Source organism: Enterobacter sp. ENT03 (genome assembly GCF_019218745.1).
In the GTDB taxonomy this organism is placed as follows: Bacteria; Pseudomonadota; Gammaproteobacteria; order Enterobacterales; family Enterobacteriaceae; genus Enterobacter_D.
In genome coordinates this window covers 1-8,510 of record NZ_JAHUXA010000035.1, presented here as the reverse complement: position 1 = coordinate 8,510, position 8,510 = coordinate 1, and the positions used below count along the sequence as shown (strand labels likewise).

The window sequence follows — 8,510 nt, the reverse complement described above, 5'->3', positions numbered from 1 at the left end:
TTACGTTTTCCCCGTTCAGAGTCAAGCGATTATTTTGCTTTTCTCTGCCGGTCATTCCCGGAGGAAGACCTTCTGACCCGCCGGCCGTAAGCCGTTGTTCCGTGTCAGTGGAGGCGCATTATAGGGAGTTATTCCGGGCTGACAACCCCTAATTTCAAAAAACTTTTCAAGCGCGTTTTTTTTCATCAAAGCGTCGTAAAAAGCATCACCATCAGGCGTATTTGCTCTTTTTATCATCGACATCCACCCGCAGATGGCATACTAGAACGTAAAAATGAGAAACAGGAATGTGACGAATGCCTTTAAGCGCACAACAATTGGCGGCACAAAAGAATCTTTCTTATGTACTGGCCGAAAAACTGGCACAACGGATCTTAACCGGTGAGTACGCGCCCGGTAGCATCCTCCCTGCGGAGATGGAGTTAGGTGAAGCGTTCGGCGTTAGCCGTACCGCAGTTAGAGAAGCAGTAAAGACCCTGACCGCCAAAGGCATGGTGCTGCCCCGCCCGCGCATCGGTACCCGCGTGATGCCGAAAAGTAGCTGGAACTTCCTTGATAAAGAGTTGCTCTCCTGGTGGATGACCGAAGAGAACTTCCAGGAAGTGATCCAGCACTTCCTGGTTCTGCGCAGCACCCTCGAACCGCAGGCATGCCAGCTCGCCGCGCTTCTCGGCAACGCAGAGCAGAAAGCACACCTGAATACGCTGATGAATGAGATGGTGCAATTAAAGAAGCATTTTCAGCGCGAGCGCTGGATAGAAGTGGATATGGCCTGGCATGAACATATCTATGCCATGAGCGGTAATCCCTTCCTCACCTCTTTCGCCGCCCTTTTCCATTCGGTGTACCACACCTACTTCACCTCTATTACGCAAAACGAAGTGGTTAAACTTGAAAACCATCAGGCGATTGTGGATGCCATTCAGAAAAGTGATGCTCAGCGTGCCTATGAGGCCTGCCAGCTCTTATTGAATACTCCCCACCCGGCTAAATAACAGGAATTCGCATGACTGAGAAAAAAGCGCGCAGTATGGCGGGCCTGCCGTGGATCGCGGCAATGGCTTTCTTTATGCAGGCGCTGGATGCGACCATTCTGAACACTGCACTGCCGGCCATCGCCCAGAGTCTGAATCGCTCTCCTTTAGCGATGCAGTCGGCGATTATCAGCTATACCCTGACGGTCGCTATGCTGATCCCGGCGAGCGGCTGGCTGGCAGACCGCTTCGGCACACGTCGCGTCTTTATGCTTGCCGTGTCGCTCTTCACCCTGGGTTCGCTGGCCTGCGCCCTGTCGAGTTCGCTCGGTATGCTGGTCATCTTCCGGGTAGTGCAGGGGATCGGAGGCGCAATGATGATGCCGGTGGCGCGTCTGGCACTCCTGCGTGCCTATCCACGCAGTGAACTGCTGCCGGTGCTGAACTTCGTCACTATGCCAGGCCTGATAGGTCCGATCCTCGGCCCGGTACTTGGCGGCGTGATGGTGACCTGGGCGAGCTGGCACTGGATATTCCTGATCAACATTCCCATCGGTATCGCCGGGCTGTTTTATGCGCGTAAATATATGCCGAACTTCACGACGCCGCGCCGTGGCTTCGATATGCGCGGCTTTTTCCTGTTCGGCCTGAGCCTGGTGCTGTTTTCCTGCGGAATGGAGCTGTTTGGCGAGAAGATTGTCGCCAGCTGGATCGCCCTGTCGGTGATTGTCACTGGCATTCTGCTTTTACTGGCTTATATCCGCCACGCCCGGCGACACCCGACGCCGCTTATTGCGCTGCCGATGTTTAAGACGCGAACGTTTTCCGTCGGCATCGCCGGTAATCTGGCATCCCGCCTCGGTACCGGCTGCGTGCCCTTTTTAATGCCGCTGATGTTACAGGTGGGCTTTGGCTACCCGGCGCTGATCGCTGGCTGCATTATGGCCCCTACTGCGATGGGCTCCATTCTGGCCAAATCCGTGGTGACTCAGGTCCTGCGCCGCTTTGGTTATCGCAATACGCTGGTTGGCATAACGGTAATCATCGGTGTGATGATTGCCCAGTTCTCACTACAGTCGCCGTCGATGGCGCTGTGGATGCTGATCCTGCCGCTGTTCGTTTTAGGTATGGCGATGTCCACGCAGTTCACCGCCATGAATACCATCACCCTTGCCGATCTGAATGATGAGAACGCCAGTAGCGGGAACAGTATGCTGGCCGTTACGCAGCAGTTGTCGATCAGTCTGGGGGTGGCCGTCAGTGCAGCGGTGCTGCGTTTTTACGAAGGGTTTGATAACGCGAATACCGTGGAGCAGTTTCACTACACCTTTATTACCATGGGTGCGATCACGCTGCTCTCCGCTTCCGTCTTTATGCTGTTAAAAGCCAAAGACGGACGTAACCTGATTAAAGAGCGGCACAAAGCTTAAGCCGAGCCGCGTTCCATTAATACCGGCGTCAGTTGCAGGCGCTGCTGGGCCAGGGTGGGATCGGTGATGCGATGCAGTAATACATCGATAGCCAGCTCACCCAGTTCATCTTTCGGCTGATGGATAGTCGTCAGCGGAGGCGTCATATAGCGCGCCAGTTCAATATCATCGTAGCCAACAATCGCCATATCCTCTGGCACTTTCAGCCCGGCCTGATATAACGCCTGATACGCGCCAAACGCCATGGCGTCGTTACCGATAAACACCGCCTGCGGACGCTCTTTTTGCGCCAGCAGGATCTGCATCGCCTCGAACCCACCACCAAATTCAAAGTTACCGACGATCTCATCGCCTTCGCGTATTTCAAGGCCTGCGCGCACCATGGCTTCGCGATACCCTTCAAGACGTAAACGCGCCGGGGTTTTATCCAGCGGTCCGGTAATACAGGCGATACGGGTGTGGCCTTTGCCGATCAAATGCTGCGTTGCCATATCGCCGCCCAGCAGCGAATTATCCTGAATGAGATCGCTGTAACCATCGAAGGGCGCCCAGTCCATCATCACCGTTGGAATAGACGGATAACGCTGCATGATCTCTTGCGAGGGTTGATGGGTTTCGGTGCACAGCAGCAGTAAGCCATCGACGCGCTTTTGCATCAGCGTCTCCAGATTACTGTTCATGCGTTGTTCATCGCCCTCGGTATTACACAACACCAGGCTGTAGCCACGCTCAAAGCAGCTGCGCTCCACGCCGCGCACCAACTCAGAATAGAAGGGGTTGGTACTGGCGGTGATCAGCATGCCGATAGTGCGGGTCTGGTTGATCTTAAGGCTGCGCGCCAGCGCCGAAGGAGCATAATTCAGGCTTTTGATCGCCGCGTCCACTTTCGCGGTGATCGCCTCGCTGACGAACCGATCTTTATTGATAACGTGCGAGACGGTGGAGGTGGACACGCCCGCCAGCCGGGCAACATCTTTCATGGTTGCCATGACGCGTTACCCCTGCTGCGCCAGAAAGTCGTCTATCTCATTGCGCCACGGCACGGAGGGTTGCGCGCCTTTACGCGTGACCGCAATAGCGGCCGCCGCATGGGCAAAGCGGATCGCCTGCTCAAGCGGGTGATTTTCCAGCAGTGCGGTCATTAGCGCGCCGTTAAAGGTGTCACCGGCGGCGATAGTATCGATGGCTTTCACTTTGAAACCCGGAATGCGCTGGCCTTCGCCATTAACGCTGGCCCACACGCCACGGCTGCCAAGCGTAATGATCACGGTTCCGATGCCTTTGGCATGCAGCGCCTGCGCGGCCCGCGCGGCATCTTCATCCGTTTCGACGTTAATGCCGGTCAGTTTTTCCGCTTCGGTTTCGTTCGGGGTGATCACATCCACCAGCGCCAGCAGTTCGTCAGACAACTCCCGGGCCGGAGCGGGGTTAAGCGCCACGCGCGTGCGGTTCTGGTGGGCGATTTTCGCCGCTGCCAGCACGCTTTCCACCGGCGACTCCAGCTGCATCAGCAGTGCGGAAGCCGCAGCGATGCGATCGCGCTGCGCTTCAACCAACGCCACAGACAGCGCAGCGTTAGCGCCCGCATGAATACCGATGACATTCTCCCCTTCAGCGTTGACAAAAATCAGCGCCACGCCGGTGGATTCACCGTTGATAACGCTGACCGGCGCGACATCAATGTTGTCGCTCGCCAGTTGCTTACGGACCCGTTCACCCGTGTCGTCGTCGCCCGTGCAGGCGATAAACGCAATATCTGCGCCGCTACGTCCGGCGGCAACCGCCTGGTTGGCACCTTTACCACCAAAAGCGACCTGATACTGGTTGCCGGTGACGGTTTCACCCGGCGTCGGGAAGGAGTCAAGGTTGAGAATGTGATCGGCATTAATACTGCCAAGGACGACGAGTTTACCTGCCATGTTCATAATTGGATCATCCTGTCATTGCGCCACCCGGAGTGGCGCGTGCCCTGCTTTTCTTTTATGTTCTTTTTCCTGCCGCCGCGTAAGGCGGCAGGACAATAACATTACTGTTTAATAACCAGTTTCAGATCAACCGGGTATTTCGCCTGAACTTTCTCGCCTTTGATCACTTTGTCAGCGGTTTCAACGCCTTTCGCGCCGATCTGCTCCGGTAACTGTGCGATGGTCGCCGCCAGTTTACCGTCATTTACCGCTTTTTCACCGTCTGGCGTACCGTCAAAACCTACTACCATCACGTCGGTTTTACCGGCAGTTTGCAGCGCACGTAGTGCGCCCAGCGCCATTTCATCGTTCTGTGCGAATACGGCTTTCACGTCCGGGTGCGCAGTCAGCAGGTTCTGCATCACGTTCAGACCTTTGGTACGGTCAAAGTCAGCCGGCTGGCTGGCCAGCACGTCGAATTTGTGAGCCGCAACGGCCTGCTGGAAGCCTTCGCCACGCTCACGCGCCGCAGAGGTACCGGCGATGCCCTGCAGTTCGATCACTTTCGCGCCTTCACCCGCTTTTTTAGCGATGTAGTCACCAGCGATTTTGCCGCCCAGCACGTTATCAGAAGCAATGTGGCTGACCACCTCGCCTTTGGCGGCCATGCGGTCAAGGGTGATCACCGGGATTTTAGCTTCGTTTGCCATCTTCACGGCGTTACCTACCGCGTCGGAATCGGTCGGGTTGATCAACAGCAATTTGGTGCCACGTACGGTTAAATCCTGAACGTTCGCCAACTCTTTCGCCGGGTTGTTCTGCGAATCCAGAACCACCAGGTTGTAGCCCAGTTTGTCGGCTTCTTTTTGTGCGCCGTCTTTCAGGGAGACGAAGAACGGGTTATTCAGGGTGGAGACCACCAGCGCGATGGTATCTTTCGCCATGGCGTTCGCGCTTACGGTCGCACTCAGTGCTACGGCAGAAACCAGGGTAGCCAGTTTTTTCATGTTCATATTCAGATGTCCTGTAATGTCATTGATTACTGTTTTTTGTTGTCTACCAGGACCGCCAGCAAAATCACCACTGCTTTCACGATCATCTGGTAATAGGAGGAAACACCTAGCAAATTCAGACCATTATTGAGGAAGCCCAGAATCAATGCGCCGATAAGCGTGCCAACAATTCGGCCTTTACCACCCGCAAGGCTCGTTCCCCCCAGCACTACCGCCGCGATGGCATCCAGCTCGTAACCGGTGCCCGCCGTCGGTTGGGCGGAGGAGAGACGCGCAACTTCAATAATGCCCGCCAGAGAAGCCAGAAGGCCGCTCAGCGAATACACGATAATCTTAATTTTGTTCACACTGATGCCGGACAGACGCGTTGCCGCTTCGTTACCGCCCAGCGCATAGATATACCGACCAAGACGGGTGTGATGCAACATATACCACGCGGCAAGGAAGACAAATCCCATGATCCACACCGGGGCAGGGATCCCCAGCGGACGACCGATACCAAACCAGCCAAACACATCGGCGTTTTCAGTAAAGCCAGTATTTACCGGGCTGCCGTTGGTGTAGACCATGGTCGCACCCCGCAGCAGCAGCATCATGACCAGCGTGGCGATAAATGCCTGCACGCGGCCTTTCGCGACGATAACGCCGGTCATGGCACCGATAGCTGCACCTAATGCCAGCGCACCTGCCACCGCCACCAGCGCATTCACTTCCATCCCCACCAGCGAAGCGGCCACCGCGCCGGTTAGCGCCAGTAACGAACCGACAGACAGGTCGATCCCGGAGGTCAGAATGACCAGCGTCATCCCCACCGCCATAATGGCGTTAACCGACGTCTGTTGCAGAATGTTGAACAGGTTATTAACGGTAAAAAAGTTCGGACTGAGCGTGGAGACAATCGCAATCAGCACCAGCAGGGCAATCAGCGATTTTTGTTCCATCAGCCACGCTTTGTTGAAATAGCGGCGGGGTGAAACGGTTTGGGTACTCATTGCCTGGACTCCTGCGTCTCGCGATTTAGCTTGCCAACGGCGGCAGCCATCAGCACTTCCTGGGTGGCCTGTTCGCGGGTGAATTCTCCGCCCAGATGCCCTTCATGCATTACCATGATGCGATCGCTCATGCCGATCACTTCCGGCATTTCCGATGACACCAGGATGATGCTCAATCCCTCAGCTTTAAACTGATTGATTAACTGATAAATCTCTTTCTTCGCCCCCACGTCCACACCGCGCGTAGGTTCGTCCAGAATCAGCACTTTCGGCCGGGTCATCAGCCCGCGGGCGATGGCTACCTTTTGCTGATTCCCGCCGGACAGCAGGCCAATCGGCTGCTCCATCGACGGCGTTTTAACGTTAAACAGGCGAACGAAATCCCCCACCGCCTGCTGCTCATCTTTGTGCTTCAGGCGACCACCGGCATGGCTGAAATAGCGCAGCGCGGTGAGCGACATGTTCTCTTTTACCGACATGCCGAGTACCAGCCCGTCACGCTTGCGGTCTTCGGAGATATATACGATGCCGTTCGCCAGCCCATCCTGCGGTGAGCGGGTGACCACTTCATGGCCGTCGAGCGTGACATAGCCGCTGGTGCGTGGCAGTGCGCCGTATAATACTTTCATCAGCTCGGTACGTCCGGCGCCCATCAGCCCGGCAACGCCCAGGATCTCGCCTTTACGCAGCACGAAGGAGACGTTATCCACGCCCGGTCCGCAGACGGCATCCACTTTCAGACGAATATCGCCAGGCGCTTTATCAAGATGCGGGTACTGCTCTTCCAGCTTACGTCCCACCATCATTTCAATCAGCGTATCTTCACTGAGCGTGGTGACTTCACGTTCGGCAATAAACTGCCCGTCGCGAAAAACCGTCACGTCGTCGCAGATTTCGAAGATCTCTTTCATGCGGTGGGAAATATAAACAATGCCGCGTCCCTGAGATTTCAGTTCGCGAATGACGCGGAACAGGGAGTCGGTTTCGGTATCGGTCAGGGCGTCGGTCGGCTCATCCATAATGATGACTTTTGACTCGAAGCTCAGGACTTTGGCGATTTCCACCATTTGCTGATCGCCAATCGACAGATCGCCCACCAGCCGATCGCTTTTAAAGCGCAGGTTCAGTTTGGCGAGCAGGACGTTGGCTTCGGCATACATCTTTTTCCAGTCGATCTTGCCGAACCGGTTTACGAATTCACGGCCTAAAAAGATGTTTTCCGCAATGGTGAGCTGTGGGATCAGGTTCAGTTCCTGATGAATGATACCGATACCGGCCTCCTGGGAGGATTTCGGTCCGGTAAAAGTGGTTTCCTGACCGAGCCACAACAGTGAGCCGGCATCACGCTGATAAATGCCCGTTAAGACTTTCATCATTGTGGATTTACCCGCGCCGTTTTCGCCCACCAGCGCCATCACGCGGCCGGGATAAACGTTAAGCGCGGCGCCCGACAGGGCTTTTACGCCGGGGAACGCTTTATCGATCCCCTTAAGTTGCAATAATGCGTCCATGGCAGCCTCAGAATGTGACGCCAGCACAGAGAATGATATTCGCATACGGGGAACACTCCCCGCTGCGAATCACCGCCTGACTGTCTGCGGTTTGTTGTTTAAACGTGTCGTGTGAAACATAACGAACGTCTATGGTATTTCCCTGGTGTTGTTGCAGCTGCTCTATGTGTCGGAGCAACGTTTCGTGGAGCTGCGGATTATGATCTTTAATTTCCGTCGCGAGAATGGCTGCCTCAACCTGCATTTCCGTCGTCACGACCTCCAGCACCTGCATAAAGGAGGGCACGCCCTGCGTCAGAGCCATATCAATACGCTGCGTGCTATGGGGAACCGGCAATCCGGCGTCGCACACGACCAGCGTATCAGTATGTCCCAGACGGGATATAACCGACGACATATCAGAATTCAGTACAGACCCTTTCTTCATTTTTATCTCCACTAGCGAAACGTTTCGCTGATTGCAGTGTAGCGCTAAAAATGTTCATAAAACCATCACGACGTAACGGAATTGTGATCGCCGTCGAAACGTTTCGCTAAGTCAAATGGAGAAGGGAATGTGCCGGGTGGCGCTGCGCTTACCCGGCCTTGTATTATGCTTCCCGTGCACAAAGAACCGGCCGGTTCTTTCTGCCATGCAGTCCACATGCCGTACCCGGCCTCAGGCTTGCAGCCTGTGACGTAGATTT

General features: G+C 55.3%; 8 protein-coding genes. 2 read left to right on the top strand and 6 right to left on the bottom strand.

Annotated features, from left to right (window positions below; all coding sequences use genetic code 11):
- Positions 1-296 precede the first annotated feature (296 nt).
- A complete protein-coding gene (locus KW828_RS21555; protein ID WP_218338268.1) occupies positions 297-995 on the top strand; it encodes a FadR/GntR family transcriptional regulator in 699 nt (232 codons plus the stop codon).
- An 11-nt stretch (positions 996-1,006) separates the two neighbouring features.
- Positions 1,007-2,404, top strand: a complete 1,398-nt coding sequence (mdtD, locus tag KW828_RS21550; RefSeq protein WP_218338267.1) for a multidrug transporter subunit MdtD — start codon at positions 1,007-1,009, stop codon at positions 2,402-2,404.
- Here the strand turns inward: mdtD and rbsR are convergent.
- From rbsR to rbsD, 6 genes are all read right to left on the bottom strand, one after another.
- Positions 2,401-3,393 (bottom strand): ribose operon transcriptional repressor RbsR, encoded by a 993-nt coding sequence (gene rbsR, locus KW828_RS21545; protein WP_218338266.1) that lies wholly within the window; start codon positions 3,391-3,393, stop codon positions 2,401-2,403. The two genes, mdtD and rbsR, sit on opposite strands and share 4 nt — an antisense overlap.
- A 6-nt stretch (positions 3,394-3,399) precedes the next feature.
- Positions 3,400-4,329 carry a ribokinase gene (gene rbsK / locus KW828_RS21540; RefSeq protein WP_218338265.1) on the bottom strand — a complete coding sequence of 310 codons (930 nt, stop codon included), beginning with the start codon at positions 4,327-4,329 and terminating at the stop codon, positions 3,400-3,402.
- A 101-nt stretch (positions 4,330-4,430) separates the two neighbouring features.
- Entirely contained in the window at positions 4,431-5,321 is an 891-nt protein-coding gene (gene rbsB / locus KW828_RS21535; RefSeq protein WP_218338264.1) for a ribose ABC transporter substrate-binding protein RbsB, read from the bottom strand.
- 26 nt (positions 5,322-5,347) lie between these two features.
- Entirely contained in the window at positions 5,348-6,313 is a 966-nt protein-coding gene (gene rbsC, locus KW828_RS21530) for a ribose ABC transporter permease (RefSeq protein WP_218338263.1), read from the bottom strand.
- A complete protein-coding gene (gene rbsA, locus KW828_RS21525; protein WP_088221288.1) occupies positions 6,310-7,824 on the bottom strand; it encodes a ribose ABC transporter ATP-binding protein RbsA in 1,515 nt (504 codons plus the stop codon). The genes rbsC and rbsA overlap by 4 nt, the downstream gene beginning before the upstream one ends.
- A 7-nt stretch (positions 7,825-7,831) precedes the next feature.
- Positions 7,832-8,251, bottom strand: a complete 420-nt coding sequence (gene rbsD, locus KW828_RS21520; protein ID WP_218338262.1) for a D-ribose pyranase — start codon at positions 8,249-8,251, stop codon at positions 7,832-7,834.
- Positions 8,252-8,510 lie beyond the last annotated feature (259 nt).